This window comes from Streptomyces sp. NPDC090083 (assembly GCF_044747445.1).
Taxonomy (GTDB): domain Bacteria; phylum Actinomycetota; class Actinomycetes; order Streptomycetales; family Streptomycetaceae; genus Streptomyces.
On the sequence record NZ_JBIVED010000001.1, the window covers coordinates 1,267,319 to 1,294,163 of the forward strand.

Genomic DNA, 26,845 nt, shown 5'->3' on the forward strand with positions numbered 1-26,845 from the left:
TTGTGGTACGTCCAACAGCTTCCGCAGAGCGGGCGTGGGTGTCCGGCACCGTCGCCGCCCAGCCAGGGCAGCGCTGGGCACCTCCTCCCGCAGACGTGATCGCCCCTTCCGTACCGGCACACCCCCGTGCCGAACGACCCACGACCCAGGACGAGGGGGCGCAGCATGGACGCATTCACCGCAGGACTTCTGCAGCGCATAAGGGCGACCGAGACCGACCTGACGCGGGCTCGTGACGAGGGCGACGACTTCCTCGTCGAGGTGGAACAGGCCGAGCTCGACGACCTGCGCCGCCTCGCCGCCGACCACGGTGTGGAGGTCGGCGCGACGAGCGTCTGATCAGTGCGGCCAGCAGGACAGCGGGACCCCGGCGAATCCAGCGCCGGGGTCCCGCTGCTTTCGGCCCTTCCCTCTCGGGAGAGCCGGGCCTGAATCGGGTCGTGCCCGTGGGTGGGCCCGCGTCAGTCGTGCCAGGCGCCGAAGTCCTCCAACAGCCGCTGGAGGGGCTCGAAGACGCCCGGGGTGGCCGCGATCGCCAGATCGCGTGCGGGGCGCTCTCCGGGGCGTCCACCGGTCAGGGCGCCCGCCTCACGGGCGATCAGGTCGCCCGCGGCGAGGTCCCAGGGGTTCAGCCCCCGTTCGTAGTAGCCGTCGAGGCGGCCCGACGCCACGTCGCAGAGGTCGACCGCCGCCGAGCCGCCGCGCCGGATGTCGCGCAGCAGGGGGATCAGCTTCTGGGCCACGTCTGCCTGGTGGACGCGGACCTCCGTCACGTAGTTGAAGCCGGTCGAGACCAGCGCCTGCTCCAGGGGCGCCGCCGGACGGCAGGCGAGCGGGCGTTCGCCCTCCCACGCGCCCGTGGCCCACGCCCCGCCGCCGAGCACCGCGTGGAACGTCTCGCCCCGCATCGGGACCGCGACGACCCCGGCGACGGTCTCGCCGTGCAGCTCGGCCGCGATGGAGACCGACCAAGTGGGCAGGCCGTAGAGGTAGTTGACCGTGCCGTCCAGCGGGTCGATGACCCAGCGGACGCCGCTGGTGCCCGCCACGGAGGCGCCCTCCTCGCCCAGGAAGCCGTCGTCGGGGCGCTGTTCGGAGATCAGGTCGGTGATCAGCTTCTCGGCCGCGATGTCCATCTCGGTGACGACGTCGATCGGGCTGGACTTCGTCGCGGCGACGGCGAGGTCGGCCGGGCGCCCGTCCCGCAGCAGGGCGCCTGCCTTGTGGGCGGCCTCCTGGGCGAGGGCGAGCAGTTCCTGGTGCAGGGGGTCGGTCACGGCGCTCCTCAGGCGTAGGGGCTGTCGGCGCCCGCGGCGGCGGGGCGGGGGGCACGGGCCGGGCAGCAGCCCACCGGGCAGAGGTTGTGGCCGGCGCCGAGCGCGCCCAGGGCGCAGGGCGTGACCTGCCGACCGCTCTCGACGGCCGCGCGCTCCAGGACCAGCTCGCGGATCGCGGCGGCGAAGCGCGGATCGGCGCCCACGGTGGCCGACCGGCGTACGGGCAGGCCCAGTTCGGCGGCCTTGGCCGTGGCCTCCGTGTCGAGGTCGTAGAGGACCTCCATGTGGTCGGAGACGAAGCCGATGGGGGCCATGACGACCGCGGGGACGCCGGCCGCGTGCCGCTCCTCCAGGTGGTCGCAGATGTCCGGCTCCAGCCACGGGATGTGCGGGGCGCCGGAGCGGGACTGGTAGACGAGCTGCCAGGGGTGGTCCACGCCGGTGCGCTCGCGGACCGCGTCGGCGACCAGCCGGGCCACGTCCAGGTGCTCCTTGACGTACGCCCCGCCGTCACCGTGCTCCTCGGCCGGGCCGGAGCTGTCGGCGGCGGCGATCGGGATGGAGTGGGTCGAGAAGGCGAGGTGCGCGCCGTCCCGCACGTCCTCGGGGAGGTCGGCGAGGGACGCGAGGACGCCGTCGATCATCGGCTCCAGGAAGCCGGGGTGGTTGAAGTAGTGGCGCAGCTTGTCGGCCTTCGGGAGGTCGAGGCCCTCGGCGTCGAGGGCGGCCAGGGAGTCCGCGAGGTTCTCGCGGTACTGGCGGCAGCCGGAGTACGAGGCGTAGGCACTGGTGGCGAGGACCAGGATGCGGCGGCGCCCGTCGGCGACCATCTCGCGCAGGGTGTCCGTCAGGTAGGGCGCCCAGTTGCGGTTGCCCCAGTAGACCGGCAGGTCCAGGCCGTGGTCCGCGAAGTCCTTGCGGAGGACGTCCAGGAAGGCGCGGTTCTGGTCGTTGATCGGGCTGACCCCGCCGAAGAGGAAGTAGTGCTGTCCCACTTCCTTGAGGCGTTCCTTGGGGATGCCTCGCCCTCGCGTCACGTTCTCCAGGAACGGAACCACGTCGTCCGGGCCTTCGGGGCCGCCGAACGAGAGCAGGAGGAGGGCGTCGTAGGGGGTGGCATCGAGCACGTCTGGCATGCCTCCGATCCTGCCACCCGCCACTGACAGCCGGGAAACGGCGGGGTACCGGACGGAGCATCGGGACGGAGATCAGGGGGTGATCCCCGGGGGGCCGGGCGGAGATCCAGGCGACGGTCCGGGCTGAGATCCGGGCGGAGATGCGGACGAAGGTCCGAGCGGATATCCGGGCCCGTGACGGACGGGTGCAACAGGGCCCACCTGCTCGTAAGCTGTATCAGCCGCGTTCGCACCTTACGCGGCCGTCACCGCGGCGCCACCGAGCCGCCCCTGCTCCTTTCCGACCGGAGACACCGTGCCCAGCCCCTATCGCGCCCTGTTCGCCGCACCCGGTTCCAAGGGCTTCTCCACCGCGGGGTTCCTCGGCCGTATGCCGCTGTCGATGATGGGCATCGGCGTGGTCACGATGATCTCCCAGATCAACGGGCGCTACGGGCTCGCGGGCGCCCTGTCGGCCACCATCGCGCTGGCCGCCGCCGCGATCGGGCCGCGGATATCGCGCTGGGTCGACCAGTACGGGCAGCGGCGGGTGCTGCGCCCCGCGACCCTGGTGGCGCTGACCGCGGCGGCCGGGCTGCTGCTGGCGGCCCGCTTCGAGTGGCCGGACTGGGTGCTGTTCGTGTGCGCCGCCGGCATCGGGTCGGTGCCGAGTCTGGGCGCGATGGTCCGCGCGCGCTGGGCCGCGATCTACCGGGGCACCCCGCACCTGCACACCGCGTACTCCCTTGAGTCCGTGGTGGACGAGGTCTGCTTCATCTTCGGGCCGATCATCTCCATAGGACTGTCCACGGCGTGGTTCCCGGAGGCCGGTCCCCTGCTGGCCGCCTGCTTCCTGGCGGTCGGAGTCTTCTGGCTGACCTCCCAGCGCGCCACCGAGCCCGCGCCGCATCCACGCGCGCGGGGGGACAAGGCCGGTGGCTCGGCGCTGCGCACGGCCGGTCTCCAGGTGCTGGTGGCCACCTTCGTGGCGACCGGGACGATCTTCGGAGCGGTCGACGTGGTCACCGTGGCGTTCGCCGACGAGCGCGGGCACAAGGGTGGCGCCAGTGTCGTCCTCGCGCTGTATGCGGCGGGCTCCTGTGCGGCGGGGGTCGTCTTCGGGCTGATGCGCTTCCGGGGAGCGCCGGAACGTCGATGGCTGCTGGGCATATGCACGATGGCCGTGAGTATGATCCCCCTCCTACTGGTCGGAAACTTGCCGCTTCTGGCCGTGGCGCTGTTCCTTGCGGGTCTGTCCATCGCACCCACGATGATCACGACGATGTCCCTCATAGAAGAGCACGTACCTCGCGCGAAGCTCACCGAGGGCATGACCTGGGTGAGCACCGGCCTTGCGGTCGGGGTCGCGCTCGGCTCCTCCGTCGCCGGCTGGGTGATCGACGCAGCCGGCGCGCGTGCCGGGTACGGGGTTCCGGTCGTCGCCGGTGCCGTCGCGGTCGCGGTCGGTTTCCTCGGGTACCGCCGGCTCAGCAGACCGGCGCCGGGTCGGGGAGGCACCGTTGAGCACCACAGCGAGCGCGAAGAACGGCACGTGGCGTAACTGGGGCGGTACGGTCGCGTCGCGGCCCGCGCGGGAGGTCACGCCCGCCTCCGTGGAGGAGCTGGCCGCGGCCGTGCGCCGGGCCGGTGCGGACGGCCTGACGGTGAAGGCAGTCGGTACCGGGCACTCCTTCACGTCGATCGCCGCCACGGACGGTGTGTTGATCCGCCCTCAACTGTTGACGGGCATCCGCAAGATTGACCGTGACGCCTTGACGGTCACGGTCGAGGCGGGCACCCCGCTCAAGAGACTCAACCTGGCCCTCGCGCGCGAGGGGCTGTCGCTCACGAACATGGGCGACATCATGGAGCAGACGGTCTCCGGGGCGACGAGCACCGGCACCCACGGCACCGGCCGCGAGTCGGCCTCGATAGCCGCCCAGATCAGGGGACTTGAGCTGGTCACCGCGGACGGCTCGGTGCTCACCTGCTCCGAGAAGGAGAACCCGGAGGTCTTCGCGGCGGCCCGCGTAGGCCTCGGCGCCCTCGGGATCATCACGGCGATCACGTTCGCCGTGGAGCCCCTCTTCCTGCTCACGGCCCGCGAGGAGCCGATGACCTTCGACGAGGTCACCGCGCGCTTCGACGAACTCTGGGCCGAGAACGAGCACTTCGAGTTCTACTGGTTCCCGCACACCGGCAGCACCAACACCAAGCGCAACAACCGCAGCGCGGGCCCCGAGAAGCCGGTGAGCCCCGTCTCCGGCTGGTTCGAGGACGAGTTCCTCTCCAACGGCGTCTTCCAGGTGGCCCAGTGGGTCGGCCGCGCGGCGCCCGGCACGGTTCCGTCGATCGCCCAGATCTCCAGCAGGGCGCTGTCCGCGCGGACGTACACCGACATCCCCTACAAGGTCTTCACCTCCCCGCGCCGGGTGCGTTTCGTGGAGATGGAGTACGCCGTCCCGCGCGAGGCGCTCGTGGAGACCCTGCGCGAGCTGAAGGCCATGGTCGACCGCTCGGACCTCAGGATCAGCTTCCCCGTGGAGGTGCGCACCGCCCCCGCGGACGACATCGCCCTGTCCACCGCCTCCGGCCGGGACAGCGCCTACATCGCCGTGCACATGTTCAAAGGCACGCCCTACCAGGCCTACTTCACCGCCGCCGAGCACATCCTCACCGCGCACGAGGGCCGTCCGCACTGGGGCAAGGTGCACACCCGGGACGCGGAGTACTTCGCCGGGGTCTACCCGCGCTTCGGCGAGTTCACGGCGTTGCGGGATCGGCTGGATCCTGATCGCCGCTTCCAGAACGACTACTTGCGGAGGGTGCTGGGTCAGTAGCCGACGCGCTCGGCGTGGGGGCCGGCGTACCGCCACCGTCCGAGGCACCGGATGTGGGCGTCGAACCGGCCGTCGTGGCACCGCCCTTGGAGGGTGTGTCCGGGTCTGTCGAGCCGGACGACGTCTCCGGGGCGGGTGTCGAACCGTCCTGGGAACCCGACGGGGAACCGGACGGGGACTCGGCCGGACTCGGGGTGCGGTCGTCGGACTTCGGGGACGAGGACGTGTCGTGGCCGGTGACGGCGGCGCTGACCGTGGTGCCCTTGCCGCCGCTGAAGCTGTCGCCGGACACCAGTTCGTAGACGGTGATCCCGGTCATCGTGACCCCGAAGACGAGGGCGGCGGCGAGCACCGGGCGCTTCCAACTGCTCACCCGCGCGCGGTAGACCGTGCCCTCGGTGAACTCGCCGGGGCGCGCGGGGGTCCGCGCCGGCTCCTCAGAGGCGATGGTCCCGTGGGAGGCGGCGGCCTCCTTGGAGGTGGCCTTCGCCTCCCGGAGCTGGGCGCCGGTTCTGCTGAAGAAGTGCTGGAAGACGGATCCTCCGGAGGTGGCTATCGCGCTCACGACGCCGGCGCCGAGGATCGTGCCGTAGACCCCGAAGTACGAGGCGAGCTTGGCGGCCACCACCGCCGCCACCGCGCTTCCGGCGACCTGAGGGACGCTCAGTTCGATCCGCTTCTTGCTGACATCGGGCACTTCACGCATTCCGGGGCCTTGCCTGCCTTTCCCGTACCTGATCAACTATCTGTACGACAAAGGGACGTACAGCCGAAACCAATAGTTCCGTTTCCGGCTATTGCGTGAACTACGCCACTTCCAAGATCGCCCGAAGCCCGCCCCGGACCGCCAAGTCCCGCCCCCCACAAGAAGTTGGGCGGCGTGCCAATCCACGCACGTGGTCCAAATGGAGTACTGTTGCGAGCCCTGGGTCAGGCCTCCCGCCAGGGCGTCCACAGGCTTTTGGACCGCCCAGATGGGGCCCGTTGCACAGGGTGACGTAGTTGGTCACTTAGCGTTGCGAATAGGTAACCGTGCCATAACGGCGAGTTCGGGCCCGTGCCCGACACGCCGGGCAACTCGGCAAGGTTGTGGCAGGCTGCACCCGGGCAGGCCACACTCGACTAGCGGAAGCAGCGACGCACGTGACGTCGGCAGGCACCACCCGGGAGGTCCCCATGCCCGAACTGCGTGTCGTGGCCGTCTCTAACGACGGCACACGGCTGGTGCTGAAGGCTGCGGACAGCACGGAGTACACGCTTCCGATTGACGAGCGTCTGCGCGCCGCCGTACGCGGCGACCGTCCCCGCCTCGGCCAGATCGAGATCGAGGTGGAGAGCCATCTCCGCCCCCGAGACATCCAGGCACGTATACGCGCCGGCGCGTCCGCCGAAGAGGTCGCCCAGCTCGCCGGTATCCCCGTCGACCGGGTGCGCCGCTTCGAGGGACCTGTGCTCGCCGAGCGTGCCTTCATGGCCGAGCGGGCCCGGAAGACCCCCGTCCGTCGCCCTGGTGAGAACGCGGGACCCCAGCTCGGCGAGGCCGTCCAGGAGCGCCTGACGCTGCGCGGTGCCGAGAAGGACACCGTCCAGTGGGACTCCTGGCGCCGCGACGACGGCACCTGGGAGGTCCTGCTGGTCTACCGGGTCGCGGGCGAACCGCACTCGGCGAGCTGGACGTACGACCCGCCCCGGCGGCTCGTCCAGGCCGTCGACGACGAGGCGCGCTCGCTGATCGGCGAGTCCGACGACCTCGCCTCGGCGCCCGAGCCCAGCTTCCCGTTCGTGCCGCGGATCGCCAGGCTGCCCCGGGACCGGCCGCTGGACCGTGCCCTGGAGCGCCCGGAGCGTCCCGCGCTGCCGTCGCCCGAGCCGGTCGAGGAGAGCGAGCGCGACTCCCTGACCAGCCTCCTGGAGGCGGTGCCCAGTTTCCGCGGCGACATGGTGGTCCCCGAGCGCCCCTCGGAGACCCCAGAGGAACCCGTCGTGGAGCCGGAGGAGGAAGAGCCCCCGGCCCCCGCAGCCTCGGCCGGCTCGGCCTACGCCGACGTCCTGATGCCCCGCTCCGTAGGAGCCCATCGCGACCGCCTCATCGGCTCCACCGACCGCCAGGCGGAGGCGGACGGCGTCCGTCCGGGCCGTAGAGCGGCCGTGCCGAGCTGGGACGAGATCGTCTTCGGGACACGCAGGAAGAAGCAGGAGTAGCCGGTACCGCCGGAGGCCGCGGGAGGCGGCTGACGCAGGACGGCAGTCATGTGTACGGCCAGGGGGCCCGCGCCGGTTCGGCTGCGGGCCCCCTGGCCGTACATCGATACGGCAGCTCCGGACGAACGGGTCCTACTGGGGGTCCGGTCCCACGGCGACCGGGCGGTCCGGGTCCGCGGACCACTCCGACCAGGAGCCCACGTAGAGCGCGGCCGGGATCCCGGCGACCGCCAGGGCCAGCACCTCGTGCGCGCCGGAGACGCCGGAGCCGCAGTACACGCCGACGCCCGTACCCTCCGTGGCACCCAAGGACGTGAAGCGGGCCGCCAGTCGGCCGGCCGGGAGGAAGCGGCCGTCCGGGCCGACGTTCTCGTTGGTCGGGGCGGACAGGGCGCCCGGGATGTGGCCGCCGACGCGGTCGATCGGTTCCACCTCACCCCGGTAGCGCTCCCCCGCGCGGGCGTCGAACAGGACACCCTCGCGGGCGAGTGCGGCGGCCCCGTCGGCGTCCAGGAGGTCCACGGCACCGGGCTCCGGCGCGAAATCGCCCTCCTTGGGGGCCGGTGCGTCCGTCTCCAGAGTCCCCTCCCAGGAGGGAAGGCCGCCGTCGAGGACCCGCACGTCCGGGTGACCCGTCCAGCGCAGCAGCCACCACGCGCGTGCCGCCGCCCAACCCTGGCCGCCGTCGTACACGACGACCGGCCGGCCGGCCGACACGCCCGCGCGGCGCATCGCGGCGCCGAACCGCGCGGTGTCGGGCAGGGGGTGCCGGCCGCGGGCGCCGGGGGCCGAGGCCAGTTCCTGATCGAGGTCTACGTAGACGGCGCTCGGGATGTGCCCGGTCGCGTACGCGGCGTGGCCGTCGAAGGGCGGTTCACCTGCGGCCTTGGCGACGCTGAGCTGCCAGCGGACGTCGAGCAGGACGGGCGGGTTCGGTCCGGCCAGTTCGGTCGCCAGTTCGGTTGCGGAGAGGATGGCGTTCATGACCACCATCCTGGCGCAAGGGGTGGCCGCCACGTCCAGCTCCGGCTACTCTGCTCGGCCGGACAGTCTCGATCACGAGGCGTACGGGAACGAGCACATGCTGTACAACCGATGGACACCCCCCGGCAATCGCCCGGAAACGGACGAGTGGCCGCAGATCGGTCATCCTCTCCACGCGAGCCGTCCGTCGACGGCGCGGCCGGGGCGCGGTGCGCCACGGGGGGTGCGAGCATCGGCACGGAGCGTGCACGCGGGTGCGGCACGCGGATCCGCAGAGCGGAAGCGACACGGCCACCGCGAGGGGCCTAGGAGAAGGTGACGATGACCGAGGCACGGGGGTCGGCCGGCCTGAACGGCGACACGCACACTCGGCGTACGCAGGGCACACCCTGCTGGGTGAGCCTGATGGTGCACGGGATGGCCACGACCCAGGAGTTCTACGGCGAGCTGTTCGGCTGGGAGTTCGAGCCGGGCCCGCAGCAGCTCGGCCCCTACGCGCGGGCCCTGCTCGACGGTCAGGAGGTGGCCGGCATCGGGCAGCTGCCGCCGGACCGGCATCTGCCCATCGCGTGGACGCCGTACCTCGCCTCGGACGACGTCGACCAGACGGCCGAGACGGTACGGATGTGCGGCGGCACGGTCGGCGTGGGTCCCCTGGACGCGGCCGAGGCCGGCCGGCTGGCGATCGGCTCCGACCCGTCGGGGGCGGTGTTCGGCATCTGGCAGGCCGCCGACCACCTCGGCACGACCGTCACCGGCGTGCACGGCACACCGGCCTGGAACGAACTGCTGACGTCCGAGACCGCGAACGTCGCCAAGTTCTACGAGGCGGTGTTCGGCTACGAGGAGCGGTCGGCGGCCTCCGCCGACCTCGACTACGTCACCCTCCACCTGCACGGCCACCCAGTGGCCGGCATCCACGGCGTCGGCTCCGCTCTGCCCCGCGACCGGGGCCCGCACTGGATGACGTACTTCGAGGTCGCCGACGCGGACGAGGCACTCCGCCGCGTCACCGAGCTCGGCGGGCACACCCTCACCGCGCCCCACGACAGCCCGCACGGGCGCGTGGCTACGGTCGCTGACCCCGAGGGCGCGATGTTCTCGGTGATCGAGAGCCCGCGCCAGGGCTGACGGGAAGGGTCGGACAGACAGGCCCTAGGCCGACGCCATCGGCAGCACGTCAGGGGAGAGGGCCGCCGCGCGTGCCGTGGCCGCCGTCATGCGGCGGCGGTGGTGGCGGCGGCACAGGACCTCGTAGCCGACCGCTTCCGCCTGGTTGACGTCGCCGACGACGACCTGGGCGCCCTCGACGACCATCTCGCCGCCTATGGTGCGTGCGTTGTGGGTGGCGCGGGCGCCGCACCAGCAGAGGGCCTCCACCTGGAGGACCTCCACGCGGTCGGCGAGTTCGACCAGGCGCTGGGAGCCGGGGAAGAGCTTGGAGCGGAAGTCGGTCGTGATACCGAAGGCGTAGACGTCGAGGCTCAGATCGTCGACCACGCGCGCGAGCTGGTCGATCTGCACCGGCGCCAGGAACTGCGCCTCGTCGGCGATGACGTAGTCCGCGCGTCCGCCCTGGGACAGGTGGTCGACGATGTACGCGTACAGGTCCTGCTCGTCCTCGACCTCCACGGCGTCGGTGACCAGGCCGAGGCGTGAGGAAAGCTTTCCCTCGCCCGCGCGGTCGTCCCGGGTGAAGATCATCCCCGCCAGTCCGCGCGCCGAGCGGTTGTGCTCGATCTGGAGCGCCAGGGTCGACTTCCCGCAGTCCATCGTTCCGGAGAAGAACACCAGCTCGGGCATGGGAAGGTGAGCACCTTTCGGCGAGACGGAGGAGGGCGGGACTTCAGGAGCGTACTTCGAGCAGGGGGACGAACTGCTCGGCAGGGGTCATCGAACCGTGGTTGCCGACCATCGCCGACTCCTTCGGCTCCCGCTCGGACGCGATGATCAGGACGTCGTCCCGGGCCGCCGCGATCACATCGCCGAGGCGGTCGCGGACGCGGTCGTCGATGTGCGGGCCGAACCAGCCCGCCGCGATCGCCTCGTCCCGGGAGGCCACCCAGAACTGCTCGCCGAGGACCTCGCGCCAGCAGGTCAGGACGTCGTTCTCGGCGCCGCGCACCGCGTAGACATGGCGGGCGCGGCCCTCGCCGCCGAGGAGGGCGACGCCGGCGCGCAGCTCCCAGTCGGCGTCGAAGTCGATGCGGTGCTCCTCGTCGAAGGGCACGTCGATCATGCCGTGGTCGGCGGTGACGTACAGGGCGCTGCGTGGCGGGAGTTGCTCGGCGAGGCGCTGGACGAGCCGGTCGACGTACATGAGCTGGCCGCGCCAGGTGTCGGAGGCGATGCCGTGGCGGTGGCCCGCGCCGTCGAGTTCGGCGTAGTACGTGTACACCAGCGAGCGGTCCCCGGCGGCGAGTTGCTCGGCCGCGAGGTCCATGCGCTCCTCGCCGGTGAGCCGCCCGTGGAACGTGCCGCCGCTGAGCGCGACCTTCGTCAGCGGGGTGTTCTGGAACGTGGGGGACGACACCTGGGCGGCGTGCACACCCGCGTCCTGGGCCAGCTGGAAGATCGTGGGGTACGGCTGCCAGGCCTGCGGCTTGGTCCACGGCTGCCAGCGGAGCTGGTTCATCAGCTCGCCGGTGGCCGGGTTGCGCACGGTGTAGCCGGGCAGGCCGTGGGCGCCGGGCGGCAGGCCGGTGCCGACCGAGGCGAGGGAGGTCGCGGTGGTCGCCGGGTACCCTGCGGTGAGCGGGCGTCCGGTGCCGCCGCGCGAGCTGCCGAGCAGTGCGTGGAGGTAGGGCGCCTCGTCGGCGTGGTCCTTGATCTGCTCCCAGCCGAGGCCGTCGATCAGGAAGACGCAGTTGCGGTCGGCCGGGGTCAGCTCCGGGATGGCCGCGGTCGTGCCGGGTACGCCCATGCCCGCGGCCAGGGTGGGCAGCAGGTCGGCGAGGGAGCCGGAGCCGTACTCGGGGACGGGCGCGGAGTCGACGGCCAGGGGTTCGGGGTGGTCCCAGGTGGCTGGCTGGGACATCAACGCGGAACGTCCGCGGTCGCCTCGGAGAGGGACTGCGCGAAGGCGAGGGTCTGCTGCACCGTCTCCGGGCCGTCGCCGGCCTCGCTGACGCGCAGGCTCAGGTCGTCCGCCGTCGAGTTGCCCGTGTAGCCGTGGTCCGCCTCGCAGTTGGGGTCGCCGCAGGCGGCCGGCTCCAGGTCGATCCGGGCGACGGCACCCCAGCCGATGGTCAGCACGACCTCCCGGGGCAGCGTGCCCGGGGTGTAGGACTCCGGGTTGGCGACCACGCGGCTGAGCACCACGGACGAGATCCGGCCGAGCTTCACGGACTCCGTGGACGTCGTCGCGTACGGCGTCGGGGAGGTGCTGTCGGCGGCCTGCTCGTCGGTGTGGCTGACGATGAAGCGGTTGCCGGTGAGGACGAGCACGGTCACATGCCGGCGCACCTCGTTCTGGTCGAACGTGGTCTCCTGATGGACCAGGAACGACCGGATCGGCTCGCCGCCCACGGCGGCCTCCACCGCCTCGGCCACGAGGGCCGGGTAGTAGCCGCTGCGCTCGATCGCCGCACGCAGCCCCTGGGTCGTCGTACTGGTCTTGGCCATGACGTCCATCCTACGGTGGCGCACTGGCTGCGAGGCACCGGTCAGGGCCGTCTCATCTCTCCTGTCCCCGGCCTGTGCCCGGTGCGCGGGAGCGGCCGGGGGTGCCGTGTCGCGACTCTCAGTACACGGGAAGCGTGCGCGGGCCGAGATCGTCACGGGCCGGGGGCGGGGCCAGGCGGACGGAGGCGCCCAGGACGCTCAGGCCGTGCGCGGCGACGACGACCGGCTCCAGGGTCACGGCGACCACTTCGGGATGGTCGTCTACCAGCCGCGACACCCGGAGCATCAGTTCCTCCAGGGCAGGCGTGTCGACGGGTGTGGAGCCGCGCCAGCCGAACAGGAGCGGTGCCGTCCGGATCGACCGGACCAGCGAGGCGGCCTCCCGGTCCGTGACCGGAATCAGCCGGTGCGCGGTGTCCCCGAGCAGCTGCGAGGCGGCCCCGGCGAGTCCGAACGACAGCACGGCCCCGGCCGCCGGGTCGATGACGGCCCGCACGACGGTGTCGACCCCGCGCGGCGCCATCCGCTGCACCACCGGCCGCAGCTCCTCCGGCCTCCCGAACAGCTCCCCCAACTCGGCGTACGCCCGCCGCAGTTGGTCCTCGTCCGCGAGATCCAGCCGGACGCCGCCCAGGTCGGCGCGGTGGCGCAGGTGCGGGGCGGTGGCCTTGAGGGCGACCGGGTAGCCGAGGGTGCGGGCGGCTTCGGCGGCGGTGTCCGGGGTGGGCGCCGGCAGCGCGCGGTGGACGTCGACGCCGTACTTCCCGAGCAGGTCGCAGGTGTCGTCGACGCCGAGGGTGAGGCCCTGCCCGCGCGCGAGGAGGCCGCCGATCAGTCCGGCGGCGCCCTTCTCGTCGATGTCCTCGAACTCGGGGACCCGGCCGGGGTCGACGGCCTCGCGCCGCCACTGGGCGTACTTCACGGCTTCGGAGAGGGCGCGGACGGCGCGCTCGGCGGCGGGGAAGGCGGGGATGAGACCGCCGCCTTCGGGGGCGGGCATCCCGGTGACGGCCTGCTCCGGTTCCGCGGTGTCCTTCCCGGGCGCCTCCTCCGCCGGGCGGTGCCGGTCGGCGCCGTCCTCAGGGCCGGGCGCCCTGGGGGCGGCCTGGGGTGCCGTGCTCGTCGCGGCGGACAACGCCTCGGCCAGTCCCCCGAGTTCCACGTGCACCACCAGCACCGGCTTCCCGGGAACGGCCGCCGCCGCGGAGCGCAGTGCCTCCGCCAGCGCCGCGTCCTCGGCCGGCCCCTCCCCCACCGCGGGTATCGCGGTCACCACCACGGCGTCGCACGCCTCGTCGGCCAGCGCCTGCGACAACGCCCGGTGGAAGTCCCCGGCCGTCGCCGCCGTCGTCAGGTCCAGCGGGGCGAGCGGCCGCAGCCCCTCGGAGAGGCACGCGTCGTACGTCAGCAGTCCCAGGGACTCGGAGTTCCCGACGATCGCCACGCGCGGACCGCCGGGCAGCGGCTGACGTGCCAGGAGCAGACCGGTGTCGACCAGTTCGGTGATGGTCTCGACGCGGATCACGCCGGCCTGCCGGAGCAGCGCGGACACCGTCGCGTGCGGCAGCCGGGTCGCCCGTACGGCGTGTCCCTGGGGGGCGGATCCGGCGCCCTGGACGACGACCAGCGGTTTCGCCGCCGCGGTGCGCCGGGCCAGGCGGGTGAACTTGCGGGGGTTGCCGATGGACTCCAGGTACATGAGCGCGACGTCGGTGTCGGGGTCGTCGAACCAGTACTGGAGGACGTCGTTTCCGGAGACGTCCGCGCGGTTGCCCGACGACACGAACGTGGAGACGCCGGTGACTCCGGTGACCCCGCCGCCGCGCCGGTGCAGTCGGGACAGCAGGGCGATGCCGATGGCACCGGACTGGGCGAACAGGCCGATGCGTCCGGGGCGCGGCATCTGGGGGGCGAGGGAGGCGTTCAGCCGTACGCCGGCCGCGGTGTTGATGACCCCGAAGGCGTTCGGTCCGATGATGCGCATGCCGTACGTGCGCGCGTGGCGTACGAGTTCGCGCTGCCGCTCGCGTCCCTCGGGGCCGCTCTCGGCGTACCCGGCGGTGACCACGACGAGCCCCTGCACCCCGTGTTCTCCGCATTCGGTGACGACTTCGGGGACATGCTCGACCGGTACGGCGACGACCGCGAGGTCCACGGGGCCTTCGATGTCGCGCACCGAGCGGTGGGCCGGCACGCCGTCGAGGTCCTTCCACTCCTCGGGGAACGCCTTGTTCACGGCGTACAGGCCACCGGTGAAACCGGCGTCCCTGATGTTGTCGAGAACGCTGCGGCCCACCCCTCCGGGGGAACGGCCGACACCGACGACCGCGACCGAGCCGGGCACCAACAGCCGTCGTACGGACCGCGCTTCGGCGCGCTGTTCCCGCGCGCGCTGCACGGCGAGGGACCGGTCGGTGGGTTCGAGGTCGAACTCCAGGCGGACGACACCGTCCTCGAAGCTGCGCTTCTGGGTGTAGCCGGCGTCCGTGAACACCTTGATCATCTTGTTGTTGGCGGGCAGCACCTCGGCGGCGAAGCGGCGGATGCCGCGCTCGCGGGCGACGGCCGCGATGTGCTCCAGGAGGGCGGACGCGACGCCCCTCCCCTGGTGGGCGTCCTGCACGAGGAAGGCGACCTCGGCCTCGTCGGCCGGGGCGGAGGCGGCTCGCCCGTCGGCACTAATGCGGTCATAGCGTACGGTGGCGATGAACTCGCCGCCGACGGTGGCCGCGAGTCCCACCCGGTCCACGAAGTCGTGGTGCGTGAAGCGGTGGACGTCCTTGGCGGACAGGCGGGGATACGGCGCGAAGAAGCGGTAGTACTTCGACTCGTCGGAGACCTGCTCGTAGAAGCTGACCAGGCGATCGGCGTCGTCGACGGTGATGGGCCTGATGCGCGCGGTACCCCCGTCGCGCAGCACCACGTCGGCTTCCCAGTGGGCGGGGTACTCGTGCCGGTCCGACGAGGTCTGCATGGGGCCCAGCGTACGGCTCGCGTCCGACAACGGCGCGAGGCAGTCTGTGGGGAACAACAGCGCGCGGGGAGTGGGGCCGAGGCCGCGGTCCGACACCCCGTTCCGGGCGGTCCTGCGGACCGGTCCGGGCTCGCTTCACGTGTGGGAAACTGGTCTAGACAACCCTGAGACTCTGAAGGGCAGCATCACATGGCTGAGCGCCGCGTCAACGTCGGCTGGGCGGAGGGCCTTCACGCCCGCCCCGCCTCCATCTTCGTCCGGGCCACCACGGCCTCGGGTATCCCCGTGACGATCGCCAAGGCCGACGGCAACCCCGTCAACGCGGCCTCCATGCTCGCGGTCCTGGGCCTCGGCGCCCAGGGCGGCGAGGAGATCGTCCTCGCGTCGGACGCCGAGGGCGCGGACGCGGCCCTCGACCGCCTCGCGAAGCTGGTCGCGGAAGGCCTCGAGGAACTCCCCGAGACCGTCTGAGCGTCACCCCATTGAGGGGCGCGGCGCTTTTGGCCAAAAACCCGATGCGCCACAACCTCGAAGGGCTCGTCCGAATTACCGGGCGAGCCCTTCGCATTTCCATGTGCGGGCAGCTTGAATAATCCCCCGCGAATTGACCCCTCTTTGTATACGGTGCCCGTGTTAATGCCGCAGACCCGACATGTTTACGGGAGGTTGCGAAGTCCTCACACGGTCCGTGGCGCCCGCGGTGTTCGCAGGGTTCGCGGCGTTCGCCCCGCCGGGAAAGCGCAGCCGGTGCGCGGTGCCCGCGCGCTCGGTGTGCAGGGCGGTGATCGCCCGGGCGCGCTCGGCGTCGCCGCGGGCCACGGCGTCCACGATGGCACCGTGCTCGGCCCAGGACTCAGCGGGGTTGGCCGGGGCGTCCACCACGTACATCCAGGCGATCTTGTGCCGCAGCTGGGTCAGCATCGAGGTCAGCGCAGGGCTCCCGGAGGCCTGGGACAGCGTCTCGTGGAACCAGCTGCCCAGGGAGCGCAGATCCTCGCTGTTGCCCCGCCTGGCCCGCTCCTGCCCCAGCCTGACGAGGCCGCGCAGCACCTTGAGGTGGGCCTCAGTGCGCCGCTGCGCGGCCCGTGAGGCGCCGAGCGGCTCCAGCAGCATCCGCATCTCCAGCAGGTCGGCGGCCTCCTGCTGGGTCGGCTCCGCGACGCACGCGCCCGCGTGCCGCCGGGTCACCACGAACCCCTCGGCCTCCAGCGTGCGCAGGGCCTCCCGGACGGGAACGCGCGAGACCCCGTACCGGCGCGCGAGGAGTTCCTCCGTGAGCCGGCTGCCGCGCTCGTGGACACCGGCGACGATGTCGTCCCGGATCGCCGTGCATACCGAGTGCGCCGGAATACGCATGTCCGACCTCCGCCTTAATCCCCGTGAAACGTCGACGATTGACGTGTGTTCGGTGACTCTATTGCAGTGAGCGGGAATTTCCGATGGAGGGCCGGAATCCATGCATATTTTTTGGACAGGAGGGCTCCGGAAACGCCGAAAGCCCCGGCCGGGCGGGCCAGGGCTTCGGGAAGTGCGGTGCCGTGTCGTCAGACGTCGACGCCGTGCTTGCGGAGGTAGGCGACGGGGTCGACGTCCGAGCCGTACTCGGCGGTGGTGCGGGCCTCGAAGTGGAGGTGCGGTCCGGTGACGTTGCCGGTCGCCCCGGAGAGGCCTATCTGCTGGCCCGGGGTGACGCTCTGGCCGACGGAGACACCGATGGACGACAGGTGGCCGTACATGGTGTACATGCCGTCGGCCATCTTGATCACCACTTGATTGCCGTACGAGCCGCCCCAGCCGGCCTCGACGACCGTGCCGGAGCCGACCGCGTGGACGCTGGTGCCGGTCGAGGCATGGAAGTCGACCCCGGTGTGGGCGCCGGAGGACCAGAGGGAACCGCCGGTCTTGTAGCCGGTGGAGACGTACGAGCCGGTGACCGGGGCGACGAAGGCGTTGAGCCTCTTGCGCTCGGCGGCGCGGGCGGCGCGCTCCTTGGCCTCGTGCTCCGCCTTGGCCTGAGCGGCGGCCCGGAGCCGGGCGTCCTCCTTGGCCTGCGCCTCGGCGGCTGCCTGCTGCTGGGCGGCGGCCTGGGCGTCGATCTTCTCGGCCACGGAGTCGCCGATGGCGATGACGGGGGTGAGCCCGGTCTGTTCGGCGGCGGGCTCCGAGGCGAACGCCGGGGCGCTCGCGAGGGTGCCGACGACGCCGGTGGTGGTGAGGGCCGCGACGCTCGCGACGCGCACGGTGGTGCGATGGGTCCTGCCCGGGCGGCGGTGCTTCCCGGTGGCGCGCGTGAACGCCATGGAGTGGCTGGTCCTTTCCTTCCTTCTCGCCTACCGGGTTAGCTGACGGGTTCGGAGCAGGAAGGTCTCCTACGGACCCCCTTCACGGGCGTCCGATTCACCCCAGGGACATGGGTCCCCGGCTCCCCTGGCTCGCGCCGTACGGGGACTCGGCGATGACTGTCCGGTGCCGCGAGTGCGGCGCGGTGCCTGACGGACAGCCGGACCGACGCTAAGGGGGGCCACTTTCAATCCCCAAACGGATCACGGTTTTTGTTGCACACGCCACAGGGCAGACAGGCAACCTCTCCCCCAATTCGGACAATAGGGGGCCCTGGTGACTCTTCAGTCGCCAGGGCCCCCACACGCGCGTGCCGCTCGCCGGCCCGCTACGGGGTGTCTACTCCGCCGGGACGACGGTCACTTCGCCGATGCCGAGCGCCTCCACGGGCGCCTTGATCTGCTCCGCGTCGCCGACCAGGACCGTCACCAGACGGTCCACCGGGAAGGCGTTCACGACCGCCGCGGTGGCCTCCACCGTGCCGGTCGCGGCGAGCTGCCGGTACAGCGTCGACTGGTAGTCGTCGGGCAGGTGCTGCTCGACCTGGTCGGCCAGCGTGCTCGCGACGGCCGCGGCGGTCTCGAACTTGAGCGGCGCCACCCCGACGAGGTTCTGCACGGCGACGTCGCGCTCGGCGTCGGTGAGACCCCCCTCGGCGAGGGTGCGCAGCACCGTCCACAGGTCCTCCAGCGCGGGACCGGTGTTCGGGGTGTCCACGGAGCCGCTGATGGCGAGCATCGCGGCGCCGGTGCCGTCGGGCGCCGAACGCAGCACCTGGCCGAACGCCCGCACACCGTAGGTGTAGCCCTTCTCCTCGCGCAGGACGCGGTCCAGGCGGGAGGTGAGGGTGCCGCCGAGGCAGTACGTGCCGAGCACCTGGGCGGGCCACAGCCGGTCGTGCCGGTCGGCTCCGACGCGGCCGATGAGCAGCTGCGTCTGGACGGCGCCGGGACGGTGCACGATCACGACCCGCCCGGTGTCGTCGGCGGTCACCGCCGGCACGGGGCGCGGCTGCGCGGAGGAGCCCGTCCACGACCCCAGGGTGTCGTCGAGCAGCGCGTCCAGGTCGATGCCGGTGAGGTCGCCGACGACCACGGCGGTGGCCGTCGCGGGGCGGACGTGCCGCTCGTAGAAGGCGCGGACGGACGCCGAGTCGATCTTCTCGACGGTCTCCTCGGTGCCCTGGCGCGGACGCGACATGCGCGAGGTCGCCGGGAAGAGCTCCTTGGAGAGCTCCTTGGCGGCGCGGCGCGAGGGGTTGGCCGTCTCGTGCGGGATCTCGTCGAGGCGGTTGCGGACCAGCCGCTCGATCTCGCTGTCCGCGAAGGCGGGCGCCCGCAGCGCGTCGGAGAGCAGGCCGAGGCCCTTGGCCAGGCGTGAGGCCGGGACCTCCAGGCTGAGGCGCAGCCCGGGGTGGTCGGCGTGCGCGTCGAGCGTGGCACCGGAGCGCTCCAGCTCGGCGGCGAACTCCTCGGCGGAGTGCTTGTCGGTGCCCTCCGAGAAGGCGCGCGCGGTGATCGTGGCGACACCGTCGAGACCGGCGGGTTCGGCGTCCAGGGGCGCGTCCAGGAGCACCTCGACGGCGACGACCTGCTGGCCGGGACGGTGGCAGCGCAGGACGGTCAGGCCGTTGGCCAGCGCGCCGCGTTCGGGGGCCGGGAAGGCCCACGGCTTGGCCTCGCCGGCCTGGGGCTGCGGGTGGAATTCCATCGTGGCGAGCTCGGTCACTTGGCCGCCTCCTCGTTCTCGTCGCCGGCCTCTGCTTCGTCGTTCTCGTCCGCGGCGGGCTCGTAGACGAGCACCGCGCGGTTGTCGGGGCGCAGGCGGGCCTTGGCGACCTCCTGGACCTCCTCCGCCGTCACGTCGAGGACGCGCTGTACGGCGGTCAGGGCGAGCTGCGGGTCGCCGAACAGGACGGCGTACCGGCACAGTTCGTCGGCGCGGCCCGCGACCGTGCCCAGCCGGTCGAGCCACTCGCGCTCCAACTGGGCCTGGGCGCGCTCCATTTCCTCGGCCGTGGGGCCCTCCGCGGCGAACCGGGCGAGCTCCTCGTCGATGGCGGCCTCGATGACGGGCACCTCGTAGTCACCGGACGTCTTCACGTCCAGCCACCCCAGGGAGGGCGCTCCGGCCAGCCGCAGCAGTCCGAAGCCGGCCGCGACGGCCGTGCGGTCGCGTCGTACGAGGCGGTTGTAGAGGAGGGAGGACTCGCCGCCGCCGAGGATGGTGAGGGCGAGGTCGGCCGCGTCGGACGCGCGCGTGCCGTCCTCCGGGAGGCGGTACGCGCACATCAGGGCGCGGGACGGGACCTCCTCGACGACGACCTCGCGCAGCTCCCCGCCCATCGTGTCGGGCAGCGCGCCGTCACGGGGTGCGGGCTTGCCGTCGTGCGAGGCGATGGACCCGAAGTACTTCTCGATCCAGGCGAGCGTCTGCTCGGGGTCGATGTCGCCGACCACGGACAGGACCGCGTTGTTGGGCGCGTAGTAGGTGCGGAAGAACGCGCGCGCGTCCTCCAGGGTGGCCGCGTCCAGGTCCGCCATCGAGCCGATGGGGGTGTGGTGGTAGGGGTGGCCCTCCGGGTAGGCGAGGGCGGTCAGCTTCTCGAACGCGGTGCCGTAGGGCACGTTGTCGTAGCGCTGGCGGCGTTCGTTCTTGACGACGTCCCGCTGGTTCTCCATGGACTCGTCGTCCAGGGCGGCCAGCAGGGAGCCCATGCGGTCGGCCTCCAGCCAGAGGGCGAGCTCCAACTGGTGGGCGGGCATGGTCTCGAAGTAGTTCGTGCGCTCGAAGCTGGTGGTGCCGTTGAGGGAACCGCCGGCGCCCTGCACCAGTTCGAAGTGACCGTTGCCCTTCACCTGTCCGGAGCCCTGGAACATCAGGTGCTCGAAGAGGTGAGCCAGGCCGGTACGTCCCTTGACCTCGTGGCGGGAACCGACGTCGTACCAGAGGCACACCGCCGCGACCGGGGTCAGGTGGTCCTCGGAGAGCACCACGCGCAGACCGTTGGCCAAGCGGTGTTCGGTCGCTGTCAGGCCGCCGGAGCCTGCCTCGGCGGTGGCCGTGTGACCCATGGGCATGTACGTCCCTTCCATCGCGGATTCTCTGGCTGGAAACGCAGAAATCCTGCTCGTCCCGCCACTGTATGCAAGCGCGCGGACCGTGGGCGAAGTTCCCGGCGGACGTACGCCGAGAGCGAGATCGCGTAGCCTGCGGGCAGTCGCACACATGGACTCACGCGGCAGCCGTCGGTGACGGACCCGAGCGGGCAACGCCGGGTCCTGGTCCGCGTTGTCAGTGCCGCGGTCCACAATGGTTCACGTCAAGACCCCGTTCACGCTTCAGCAAGAGTGAGCCGAAGGGGAGCGACCCCCAGGCGAGCGACCAGAAAAGAGGAGCCGGCAGCGATGGCCCGCCGCAGCACGAAGACCCCGCCGCCCGACGACTCGTTCGAGGAGCGGATCCTCGACATCGACGTCGTCGACGAGATGCAGGGCTCCTACCTTGAGTACGCGTACTCGGTCATCTACTCCCGCGCCCTGCCGGACGCCCGGGACGGCCTGAAGCCCGTTCACCGCAGGATCGTCTACCAGATGGACGAGATGGGCCTGCGCCCCGACCGCGGCTACGTGAAGTGCGCGCGTGTCGTCGGCGAGGTCATGGGCAAGCTGCACCCGCACGGGGACGCGTCGATCTACGACGCCCTCGTGCGCATGGCCCAGCCCTTCTCCATGCGCGTGCCCCTGGCCGACGGCCACGGCAACTTCGGCTCGCTGGGCAACGACGACCCGCCCGCCGCCATGCGGTACACCGAGTGCCGGCCGTCCGAGGCCGCCAACCTGATGACCGAGTCGATCGACGAGGACACGGTCGACTTCACCCCGAACTACGACGGCCAGGAGCAGGAGCCGGTGGCCCTGCCCGCCGCCTTCCCGAACCTCCTGGTGAACGGCTCGTCGGGCATCGCCGTCGGCATGGCCACCAACATGCCGCCGCACAACCTGGGCGAAGTGATCGCCGCCGCCCGGCATCTGATCCGCTATCCGAACGCGGACCTGGACAGCCTGATGCGCCACGTCCCCGGCCCCGACCTGCCGACGGGCGGCCGGATCGTCGGCCTCACCGGCATCCGGGACGCGTACGAGACGGGCCGCGGCACCTTCAAGATCCGCGCGACGGTCACCGTGGACAACGTGACGGCCCGCCGCAAGGGCCTGATCGTCACCGAACTGCCCTTCTCCGTGGGCCCCGAGAAGGTGATCTCCAAGATCAAGGACCTGGTCGGCGCGAAGAAGCTGCAGGGCATCGCCGACGTCAAGGACCTCACCGACCGCGCGCACGGCCTGCGCCTGGTCATCGAGATCAAGAACGGCTTCGTCCCGGAAGCAGTCCTGGAGCAGCTCTACAAGCTGACGCCGATGGAGGAGTCCTTCGGCATCAACAACGTCGCCCTGGTCGACGGCCAGCCTCTCACGCTGGGCCTCAAGGAACTCCTGGAGGTCTACCTCGACCACCGCTTCGACGTCGTACGGCGCCGCAGCGAGTTCCGTCGCACCAAGCGGCGCGACCGCCTCCACCTCGTGGAGGGTCTGCTCACCGCGCTCATCGACATCGATGAGGTCATCCGGATCATCCGCTCCAGCGACAACTCCGCGCAGGCGAAGCAGAGCCTGATGGAGCGCTTCTCGCTGTCGGACATCCAGACCCAGTACATCCTGGACACCCCGCTCCGCCGCCTCACCCGGTTCGACCGGATCGAGCTGGAGTCGGAGATGGAGCGACTCCGCGCGGAGATCGCCGAGTTGACCGCCATCCTGGAGTCGGACACCGAGCTGCGCAAGCTGGTCTCGACCGAACTGGCCGCGGTGGCGAAGAAGTTCGGCACCGACCGGCGGACGGTCCTGCTGGAGTCGGCGGGCACCCCCGCCGCCAGCGTGCCGCTCCAGGTCGCGGACGACCCGTGCCGGGTGCTGCTCTCCTCGACGGGCCTGCTGGCCCGCACGGCGAACGGCGAGCCCTTCCCGGAGGACGCCGACGCCCGGCGCGTCAAGCACGACGTGATCGTCTCGGCCGTCCCGGCGACCGCGCGCGGCGAGCTGGGCGCGGTCACCTCGGCCGGCCGCCTTCTGCGGATCAACGTCGTCGACCTGCCCCAGCTCCCGGAGACGGCCGCCGCGCCGAACCTCTCCGGCGGCGCCCCGGTCTCGGAGTTCGTCTCCCTGGACGAAGGCGAGACGGTCATCTGCCTGACGACCCTCGACGAGTCCTCCCCCGGCCTGGCCATCGGCACGGAACAGGGCGTCGTCAAGCGTGTGGTCCCCGACTACCCCACGAACAAGGAGGAGTTGGAGGTCATCACGCTCAAGGACGGCGACCGGATCGTCGGCGCGATCGAGCTGCGCACCGGTGAGGAGGACCTCGTCTTCATCACGGACGACGCCCAGCTCCTGCGCTACCAGGCCTCCCAGGTGCGCCCCCAGGGCCGCCCGGCCGGCGGTATGGCGGGCGTCAAGCTCACCGACGGCGCGAAGGTCATCTCCTTCACGGCCGTCGACCCGGCGGTGGACGCGGTCGTCTTCACGGTCGCGGGCTCGCGCGGCACGCTGGACGACTCCGTCCAGACGACGGCCAAGCTGACCCCGTTCGACCAGTACCCCCGCAAGGGCCGGGCCACCGGCGGCGTCCGCTGCCAGCGCTTCCTGAAGGGCGAGGACTGCCTCTCCCTGGCCTGGGCGGGCGCGGTACCGGCCAAGGCGGCCCAGCGGGACGGCACCCCGGCCGAGCTCCCGGAGATGGACCCGCGCCGCGACGGCTCGGGCGTGTCACTGCCGAAGACGGTGTCGGTGGTGGCGGGGCCGGTGTAGCACCGGTCGGTATCGGCTCGTCGGTATCGACCGGTCGGTGTCGGTCAGTAGTCGAGACCGGGGTCCGACTGGGATCCGGTTTCGAGTTCGTCTTCCCGTCCGGTTTCGTGTTCCGCTCCGGATGCGGACCCGGGCTCCCGCTCCGGTTCCTGTACGTAGCGGAGGACGCCCCACATGCCGCGTTCGTCGGCCTGTGGGGCGTCGCCGTCCGCGCACGCCTCCAGCTCCTTGCCGAGGGCGGCCATGTCGAGACCGGTACCGATGAGCACGAGCTGGGTGAGCCGTACGTCCCCGTCGGCCCAGGGTTCGGGATAGAACCGCAGGAACCGTCCCACGGCGTGCACGGCGTACCGGTTGCGCGGATCGTGCGCGCCGAAGTCGACGTACCCCTTGATGCGGTAGAGCCCCTCGGGCCTGCTGTCGAGGAACGCCATCAGCCTGCGCGGGTCGAGGGGCACGTCGGAGGCGTGGGAGAGGCTGTCGTACGCGTCGTGCAGGTGGCCGGCATGGCCGTCGCCGTCGTGATCGCCGTGGTCGTGCGCGTGGTCCGGCTCATTGAGGTCGTCGAAGGTCAGCTGTCCGACACGCTCCTCGTTCGGGCGGCAGTCGAAGAGGAACTCCGGGTCGATACGGCCGTAGGTCGCGGGTACGACGGCGGCGCGGTCGGTGAGCGAGCGGACGAGGCCGAGGACGCGCGGGGCGTCGGCGGCGCGGTCGAGCTTGTTGACGACGACGAGGTCGGCGAGGGAGAGATGCCGGTCGATCTCGGGGTGCTTCACGCGCGTGTCGTCGAACTCGGCCGCGTCCACGACCTCGACGAGCCCGCCGTAGACGATCCCCGGGTGCTCGCTGGCGAGCAGCATCCGTACCAGTTCCTCCGGTTCGGCGAGCCCGCTGGCCTCGATGACGATGACGTCGATCCCGGCGGCCGGCCGGGCGAGTCGCTCCAGATAGGTGTCCAGCTCACTGGCGTCCACGGCACAGCACAGGCACCCGTTGCCGAGCGACACGGTCGAGTCGCCGAGTGCCCCGGCCACGGCCAGCGCGTCGATCTCGATCGCCCCGAAGTCATTGACGATGGCACCGATACGGCTGCCTCCGCTGCGGTGCAGGAGGTGGTTGAGGAGAGTCGTCTTGCCGGAACCCAGGAACCCGGCCAGGACGACGACGGGGATCTGGGGTGGGGGTGAGGTCGGTGTCGTCGACGGTGTCGGGCTCGGGCTCGTCCCGGGGTTTCTGCTCGGGCCCGGGGCCCCAGGGCTTCGGTTCAGGGCCGGGCCCTCAAGGCTTTGGCTCGGGCCGAGGCTCCGGCTCGGGCTTGCGCTCGGGCTCTGCTCGCTCAACGTGCGACCTCTTTCACGCCGACGCGTGCACCGGCTCGTGATGCGGCACACGTACGGAGGTTGAATGCCGCCCCAGGATACGAGCCGGGAGAATCGCCGCGAAGTGAACGATTGTTAGCAGCACCCGCGGGGCAGACGTTGGGGAAGGCGCCGGTTCGTGCGACCCTCGCTTCCCTCCGTGCGCCTCCTCTCCGCCTCCCTGCCGATCAGAGCCGCTCGGCACTCTGGGAGACGGCAAGCGCCGCCCATCGCTCGCCGGTCCCCGTCTTCACCAACCCGCACCCGACGGCCGGCGGATGGCCGCCTGATTCGGGGGTTGTTGACATGGCCACACGGAAGAAGCGGGCACGGGGGCCGAGCGCCGCCGTGGCAGTGAGCCTGGGCCTGACGGCCGGCGCCATCGCCGCACTGGCGGCGCAGCGCCGCGCGCTCAACTCCCAACGCGTGCGCCTCGATCAGCTGGAGGAACAGCTGGCGCGCACCCGCCACCAGAGCAGCCTGGCCAACCAACAGCGCCTGCACTGGGAACTGTTGAGCAAGGCGATCGACAGCCCCGAACTGGCCGAGGTACTGGACATCTTCGAAGTACCGGCCTCACCGCAGAAACGTCGGCAATACCTCTTCGCGAACGCCCTGTACACCAACCTGCTCTACTACCACCGCATCGGCAATCTGAGCCGCGAGGAGTTCTTCGGCCGCGTCCGGGGGCTGCTGCAGAACCCCGTCGTCAGGGAGTACTGGTCCGCGACGCGCGGCCAGCGTGCCACGCTCCCGGAGGACTCGGACGAGGCCGAGCTGGGCCGCATGGTCGATGATCTGCTGCGCCAGCTGGAGGAGGCCGACATCGACGAGTGGTGGGTCGTCGGCGAGCCCCCGAACGACTGAGCACAACGACGGAGCAGAACGACGGAGCCGGGCGACCAGGCCGGGCCACCGACAGGAAGCACATGTAGAAATCACACCTGTGGGCCATAACAAACAGGTCACGTGCCCAGTTGTCCCGGACGCCACTGGGGTTGACTCACGCCTGATCGCGTCGAGCGACTCCACAAGAGCGTCACTCACGCCGCCGGATGACGAACGCACCCCACAAGGCTGTCTTCGCGCCCGCAGCCGCGTGCACCACATCTCCAGCCGTGACCAGAAGGAACAACACGTGAGTCAGATCATCCGTCGGATCGGTGTACCTCCCTCCGAGCGAGGGAGCACAGGTGGAGGCAACTGCCCCGACATCTTCGAGTTGGCCGACGGAACCTTCGCAGTGATCGGCACGGACCTCACCGAAGCGCTCGACGCGCAGCTCCCGGCCGACGCGGCCCGCGCCGACTACGAGCGGATCGTCGTCATCACCCGCGAGACCCTGATCAGAGCCAAGGCGGACATTCCGGAAGCCTGAGTTCCTGATTGCGGAAGGCCGAGCTCCTGGCCTTCCGCCCACCCTCGCCACCCCGAAGGACCACAGATGACCATCCATCCCGGGCGCACGAACGCCCGCCGATCGCCGGTCCCCAAGCTCCGGATAACGCGGCGCATCGGCCTCCCTCCGCAGTCGTGGGACTGCCACTCCGGCTCGGCCCGCGGGAACTGAGCCGACAGGACATCGTCGCCGTGGTCGACCGCCGGACCCTGGCCTTCACCGGGGACTTCATCCCCGACAAGTGACCACGCCCACCTGCCTGCGCCAGCTCCCCCGGAGCAGGCAGGTGCTGACGCTCCGCCCCGCCTCCGTCCACAGCCAGGGCGGGATGCCGCGGGCTCACGGAGGGTCCACGGAGGCTCACGGAGGACTCACGGAGGACTAAAGGCGGGCTCAAGGGGGAGAGACGGACGGCCACACGACATCAGATACGTCGATCAATCTTGTGGGTGAGCTCTTGGGCCTCGGCGGCACCAACTGGCCCGGCCTACATGGGCGCGGCGGCAGCAGCTTGCCGGCCCCGGGTGGGCGAGGCGTCCGTCGTGGGCGAGTGGCTGGCTCGTGAGCGGCGTCGACATGGCCGAGGGCGATCGACGGCGATGGCATACGGCGGGCAGCGCTCGAACCCGGACTCCCTCGAACGCAACTCCCTGGGCGACTGCTTCGGCGGGGGCAGCGCCGTCTTCTCTGGGCTGGCCCTCACCTTGCTCACTCGTCTCGTCCCGCAACGAGTTGGGGCGCAGCGCGGAAGCGGACTTTACGCAGCCTCCATGCGCGGCCGGCGCAAGGGCAGATGGCTGATCCCGCCCCGTCGGAGGCCTGGAACGACTACCCCAGGGAATCGCCCCGGACCCTGCACGACAGA

The 26,845-nt window shown here is 71.4% G+C and carries 22 protein-coding genes and 1 riboswitch; of the genes, 9 read left to right on the forward strand and 13 right to left on the reverse strand.

What is annotated here, in order from left to right; translation table 11 throughout:
* Window positions 1-165: 165 nt before the first annotated feature.
* Window positions 166-339 carry a hypothetical protein gene (locus tag ACIPTO_RS05155; RefSeq protein WP_019061061.1) on the forward strand — a complete coding sequence of 58 codons (174 nt, stop codon included), beginning with the start codon at window positions 166-168 and terminating at the stop codon, window positions 337-339.
* Between the two features lie 122 nt (window positions 340-461).
* Here the strand turns inward: ACIPTO_RS05155 and ACIPTO_RS05160 are convergent, their stop codons facing one another.
* The gene (locus ACIPTO_RS05160) at window positions 462-1,277 is read right to left on the reverse strand and encodes an inositol monophosphatase family protein (protein ID WP_366312521.1); all 816 of its coding nucleotides are present in this window, start codon (window positions 1,275-1,277) and stop codon (window positions 462-464) included.
* A gap of 8 nt (window positions 1,278-1,285) precedes the next feature.
* Window positions 1,286-2,413: a ferrochelatase gene (locus ACIPTO_RS05165; RefSeq protein ID WP_401189529.1), complete on the reverse strand. Its 1,128-nt coding sequence runs from the start codon at window positions 2,411-2,413 to the stop codon at window positions 1,286-1,288.
* 295 nt (window positions 2,414-2,708) lie between these two features.
* On the opposite strand from ACIPTO_RS05165, the gene ACIPTO_RS05170 reads away from it, so the two are divergent.
* Both ACIPTO_RS05170 and ACIPTO_RS05175 read left to right on the forward strand, forming a co-directional pair.
* Window positions 2,709-3,953 carry an MFS transporter gene (locus tag ACIPTO_RS05170; RefSeq protein WP_366312525.1) on the forward strand — a complete coding sequence of 415 codons (1,245 nt, stop codon included), beginning with the start codon at window positions 2,709-2,711 and terminating at the stop codon, window positions 3,951-3,953.
* Complete coding sequence (locus ACIPTO_RS05175; RefSeq protein ID WP_401189531.1) at window positions 3,913-5,232, forward strand: D-arabinono-1,4-lactone oxidase; 1,320 nt, start codon at window positions 3,913-3,915, stop codon at window positions 5,230-5,232. Before ACIPTO_RS05170 ends, ACIPTO_RS05175 begins: the two co-directional genes overlap by 41 nt.
* Here ACIPTO_RS05175 and ACIPTO_RS05180 read toward each other — a convergent pair.
* Complete coding sequence (locus ACIPTO_RS05180) at window positions 5,156-5,938, reverse strand: hypothetical protein (RefSeq protein WP_401189532.1); 783 nt, start codon at window positions 5,936-5,938, stop codon at window positions 5,156-5,158. The genes ACIPTO_RS05175 and ACIPTO_RS05180 overlap by 77 nt on opposite strands.
* A 470-nt stretch (window positions 5,939-6,408) precedes the next feature.
* Between ACIPTO_RS05180 and sepH the strand changes: the two genes are divergently transcribed.
* Complete coding sequence (gene sepH / locus ACIPTO_RS05185; RefSeq protein WP_366312531.1) at window positions 6,409-7,434, forward strand: septation protein SepH; 1,026 nt, start codon at window positions 6,409-6,411, stop codon at window positions 7,432-7,434.
* Between the two features lie 132 nt (window positions 7,435-7,566).
* Here sepH and ACIPTO_RS05190 read toward each other — a convergent pair whose 3' ends face one another.
* Window positions 7,567-8,418, reverse strand: a complete 852-nt coding sequence (locus ACIPTO_RS05190) for a sulfurtransferase (protein ID WP_401189534.1) — start codon at window positions 8,416-8,418, stop codon at window positions 7,567-7,569.
* Between the two features lie 321 nt (window positions 8,419-8,739).
* On the opposite strand from ACIPTO_RS05190, the gene ACIPTO_RS05195 reads away from it, so the two are divergent.
* Window positions 8,740-9,549, forward strand: a complete 810-nt coding sequence (locus ACIPTO_RS05195) for a VOC family protein (protein WP_401189535.1) — start codon at window positions 8,740-8,742, stop codon at window positions 9,547-9,549.
* A 24-nt stretch (window positions 9,550-9,573) separates the two neighbouring features.
* Here ACIPTO_RS05195 and ACIPTO_RS05200 read toward each other — a convergent pair whose 3' ends face one another.
* From ACIPTO_RS05200 to ACIPTO_RS05215, 4 genes are all read right to left on the reverse strand, one after another.
* Window positions 9,574-10,221, reverse strand: coding sequence for a thymidine kinase (locus tag ACIPTO_RS05200; RefSeq protein ID WP_366312537.1), 648 nt, complete (start codon window positions 10,219-10,221; stop codon window positions 9,574-9,576).
* Between the two features lie 43 nt (window positions 10,222-10,264).
* Window positions 10,265-11,455, reverse strand: a complete 1,191-nt coding sequence (locus tag ACIPTO_RS05205) for a nucleotide pyrophosphatase/phosphodiesterase family protein (protein ID WP_366312539.1) — start codon at window positions 11,453-11,455, stop codon at window positions 10,265-10,267.
* Window positions 11,455-12,051 (reverse strand): DUF5998 family protein, encoded by a 597-nt coding sequence (locus tag ACIPTO_RS05210; protein ID WP_078652624.1) that lies wholly within the window; start codon window positions 12,049-12,051, stop codon window positions 11,455-11,457. The genes ACIPTO_RS05205 and ACIPTO_RS05210 overlap by 1 nt, the downstream gene beginning before the upstream one ends.
* Window positions 12,052-12,160: 109 nt before the next feature.
* Entirely contained in the window at window positions 12,161-15,016 is a 2,856-nt protein-coding gene (locus ACIPTO_RS05215) for a GNAT family N-acetyltransferase (protein ID WP_401189537.1), read from the reverse strand.
* Between the two features lie 189 nt (window positions 15,017-15,205).
* Between ACIPTO_RS05215 and ACIPTO_RS05220 the strand changes: the two genes are divergently transcribed.
* Window positions 15,206-15,487: an HPr family phosphocarrier protein gene (locus ACIPTO_RS05220; RefSeq protein ID WP_013000229.1), complete on the forward strand. Its 282-nt coding sequence runs from the start codon at window positions 15,206-15,208 to the stop codon at window positions 15,485-15,487.
* 162 nt (window positions 15,488-15,649) lie between these two features.
* Here the strand turns inward: ACIPTO_RS05220 and ACIPTO_RS05225 are convergent, their stop codons facing one another.
* From ACIPTO_RS05225 to ACIPTO_RS05240, 4 genes are all read right to left on the reverse strand, one after another.
* A complete protein-coding gene (locus ACIPTO_RS05225) occupies window positions 15,650-16,372 on the reverse strand; it encodes a GntR family transcriptional regulator (protein WP_401189539.1) in 723 nt (240 codons plus the stop codon).
* 188 nt (window positions 16,373-16,560) lie between these two features.
* Window positions 16,561-17,316, reverse strand: coding sequence for a M23 family metallopeptidase (locus ACIPTO_RS05230; protein ID WP_366312545.1), 756 nt, complete (start codon window positions 17,314-17,316; stop codon window positions 16,561-16,563).
* A gap of 12 nt (window positions 17,317-17,328) precedes the next feature.
* A riboswitch (cyclic di-AMP (ydaO/yuaA leader) is annotated at window positions 17,329-17,481 on the reverse strand.
* Between the two features lie 214 nt (window positions 17,482-17,695).
* Complete coding sequence (locus tag ACIPTO_RS05235) at window positions 17,696-19,084, reverse strand: M16 family metallopeptidase (protein ID WP_401189541.1); 1,389 nt, start codon at window positions 19,082-19,084, stop codon at window positions 17,696-17,698.
* Complete coding sequence (locus tag ACIPTO_RS05240; protein WP_366312549.1) at window positions 19,081-20,436, reverse strand: pitrilysin family protein; 1,356 nt, start codon at window positions 20,434-20,436, stop codon at window positions 19,081-19,083. The genes ACIPTO_RS05235 and ACIPTO_RS05240 overlap by 4 nt, the downstream gene beginning before the upstream one ends.
* A gap of 327 nt (window positions 20,437-20,763) precedes the next feature.
* Between ACIPTO_RS05240 and ACIPTO_RS05245 the strand changes: the two genes are divergently transcribed.
* Window positions 20,764-23,220 (forward strand): DNA topoisomerase IV subunit A, encoded by a 2,457-nt coding sequence (locus ACIPTO_RS05245; RefSeq protein ID WP_366312551.1) that lies wholly within the window; start codon window positions 20,764-20,766, stop codon window positions 23,218-23,220.
* A gap of 44 nt (window positions 23,221-23,264) precedes the next feature.
* On the opposite strand, the gene ACIPTO_RS05250 is transcribed toward ACIPTO_RS05245, so the two are convergent.
* The gene (locus ACIPTO_RS05250; RefSeq protein ID WP_401189716.1) at window positions 23,265-24,395 is read right to left on the reverse strand and encodes a CobW family GTP-binding protein; all 1,131 of its coding nucleotides are present in this window, start codon (window positions 24,393-24,395) and stop codon (window positions 23,265-23,267) included.
* A gap of 492 nt (window positions 24,396-24,887) precedes the next feature.
* On the opposite strand from ACIPTO_RS05250, the gene ACIPTO_RS05255 reads away from it, so the two are divergent.
* Window positions 24,888-25,448, forward strand: a complete 561-nt coding sequence (locus ACIPTO_RS05255; RefSeq protein ID WP_366312553.1) for a DUF6082 family protein — start codon at window positions 24,888-24,890, stop codon at window positions 25,446-25,448.
* A 271-nt stretch (window positions 25,449-25,719) separates the two neighbouring features.
* On the forward strand, window positions 25,720-25,959 hold the full coding sequence (locus ACIPTO_RS05260) for a hypothetical protein (protein ID WP_266773276.1): 240 nt from the start codon (window positions 25,720-25,722) through the stop codon (window positions 25,957-25,959).
* Window positions 25,960-26,845 lie beyond the last annotated feature (886 nt).

What these genes read in the sequence shown, in the direction of transcription:
- ACIPTO_RS05155 (WP_019061061.1), top strand. Translation starts at nt 166, where the DNA reads ATGGACGCATTCACCGCAGGACTTCTGCAGCGCATAAGGGCGACCGAG.
- ACIPTO_RS05165 (WP_401189529.1), bottom strand. Translation starts at nt 2,413, where the DNA reads ATGCCAGACGTGCTCGATGCCACCCCCTACGACGCCCTCCTCCTGCTC.
- ACIPTO_RS05180 (WP_401189532.1), bottom strand. Translation starts at nt 5,938, where the DNA reads ATGCGTGAAGTGCCCGATGTCAGCAAGAAGCGGATCGAACTGAGCGTC.
- sepH (WP_366312531.1), top strand. Translation starts at nt 6,409, where the DNA reads ATGCCCGAACTGCGTGTCGTGGCCGTCTCTAACGACGGCACACGGCTG.
- ACIPTO_RS05190 (WP_401189534.1), bottom strand. Translation starts at nt 8,418, where the DNA reads ATGAACGCCATCCTCTCCGCAACCGAACTGGCGACCGAACTGGCCGGA.
- ACIPTO_RS05195 (WP_401189535.1), top strand. Translation starts at nt 8,740, where the DNA reads ATGACCGAGGCACGGGGGTCGGCCGGCCTGAACGGCGACACGCACACT.
- ACIPTO_RS05200 (WP_366312537.1), bottom strand. Translation starts at nt 10,221, where the DNA reads ATGCCCGAGCTGGTGTTCTTCTCCGGAACGATGGACTGCGGGAAGTCG.
- ACIPTO_RS05205 (WP_366312539.1), bottom strand. Translation starts at nt 11,455, where the DNA reads ATGTCCCAGCCAGCCACCTGGGACCACCCCGAACCCCTGGCCGTCGAC.
- ACIPTO_RS05210 (WP_078652624.1), bottom strand. Translation starts at nt 12,051, where the DNA reads ATGGACGTCATGGCCAAGACCAGTACGACGACCCAGGGGCTGCGTGCG.
- ACIPTO_RS05215 (WP_401189537.1), bottom strand. Translation starts at nt 15,016, where the DNA reads ATGCAGACCTCGTCGGACCGGCACGAGTACCCCGCCCACTGGGAAGCC.
- ACIPTO_RS05220 (WP_013000229.1), top strand. Translation starts at nt 15,206, where the DNA reads ATGGCTGAGCGCCGCGTCAACGTCGGCTGGGCGGAGGGCCTTCACGCC.
- ACIPTO_RS05225 (WP_401189539.1), bottom strand. Translation starts at nt 16,372, where the DNA reads ATGCGTATTCCGGCGCACTCGGTATGCACGGCGATCCGGGACGACATC.
- ACIPTO_RS05230 (WP_366312545.1), bottom strand. Translation starts at nt 17,316, where the DNA reads ATGGCGTTCACGCGCGCCACCGGGAAGCACCGCCGCCCGGGCAGGACC.
- ACIPTO_RS05240 (WP_366312549.1), bottom strand. Translation starts at nt 20,436, where the DNA reads ATGCCCATGGGTCACACGGCCACCGCCGAGGCAGGCTCCGGCGGCCTG.
- ACIPTO_RS05245 (WP_366312551.1), top strand. Translation starts at nt 20,764, where the DNA reads ATGGCCCGCCGCAGCACGAAGACCCCGCCGCCCGACGACTCGTTCGAG.
- ACIPTO_RS05255 (WP_366312553.1), top strand. Translation starts at nt 24,888, where the DNA reads ATGGCCACACGGAAGAAGCGGGCACGGGGGCCGAGCGCCGCCGTGGCA.